This is a genomic window from Amycolatopsis sp. NPDC003865, assembly GCF_053605345.1.
Window position 1 is genome coordinate 1 of the sequence record NZ_JBSGJA010000056.1, and the last position, 1,050, is coordinate 1,050.

Annotated in this window: 1 protein-coding gene; it reads left to right on the top strand. The window is 67.8% G+C overall.

Features of this window, described 5'->3' with window-relative positions; all coding sequences use genetic code 11:
* Positions 1-148: 148 nt before the first annotated feature.
* Positions 149-1,029, top strand: a protein-coding gene (locus ACWEVP_RS50260; RefSeq protein ID WP_452069714.1) for an IS5 family transposase whose coding sequence is annotated in 2 segments (ribosomal slippage) — positions 149-542 and positions 542-1,029 — 882 coding nt in all. Because the reading frame shifts where the segments join, the coding sequence is not laid out codon by codon here.
* Positions 1,030-1,050: the final 21 nt, after the last annotated feature.

Consider the following 1,050-nt stretch of genomic DNA (forward strand, 5'->3'; position numbering starts at 1 on the left):
TAGGGCCTGTATCGAAGTTGTCTCCGGCGGGTTGGGCTGGAGTTGGCCGTGCTGGGCGTGTTGGATGCCGAAATAGGTGAGGTCTCCGGTAAGTGGTTCGTCGACCAAGAAGAACCTGAACACCGGAGACCTCGTGGACACCCTAGCGGTGGCGGGGCGGTTCGACCTGACCGACGCTCAGTGGGCAGCGCTGGAGCCGTTGCTGCCCGCGCCGAAGCGGCCTGGGCGACCGTCGATGTGGAGCAGACGGCAGCTGATCAACGGGATCCGGTGGCGGGTGCGCACCGGTGCGCCGTGGCGGGACGTGCCCGAGAGATATGGGTCCTGGTCAGCGGCGTATGGGCTGTTCCGGCGGTGGCAGCGGGCTGGTGTCTGGCAGCGGATTCTGACCGCGTTGCAGGCTCTGGCCGAAGCCAAGGGGCGGATCACGTGGGACGTGAGTGTGGACTCCACGATCGCGCGGGCTCATCAGCATGCGGCGGGGGCGCGGAAAAGGGGGATCTGCAGGCCGAGCCGCCGGGCGGGGTCACCGTCGAGCCGGATGATCACGCGTTGGGCCGGTCTCGCGGTGGGTTGACCACGAAGCTGCATCTGGGCTGCGAGCAGGGACAAAAGCCGCTATCGCTCGTGCTCACCGCCGGGCAGCGCGGCGACAGCCCGCAGTTCATCCCCGTCCTGGCCGGGATCCGGGTGCCCCGGCTGACCGGTGGTGGGCGGCCGCGGACGCGTCCGGACCGGGTGCTGGCGGACAAGGCCTACACCTCCAAGGCCAACCGGGCTCACCTGCGCGGACGTGGGATCAAGGCGACGATCCCGAGCAAGGCAGATCAGGACGCGCACCGTAAGGCCAAGGGGTCGAAGGGTGGCCGGCCACCGGCCTTCGACCCCGAGATCTACAAACAGCGGCACGCGGTGGAGTGCGGCATCAACCGGCTCAAACGCCACCGTGGTGTGGCCACCCGCTACGACAAACTCGCCGTCCGCTACGAAGCCACCATCCACATCGCAGCTATCGACGAATGGCTCTGACCGACTTCGATACACGCCCTA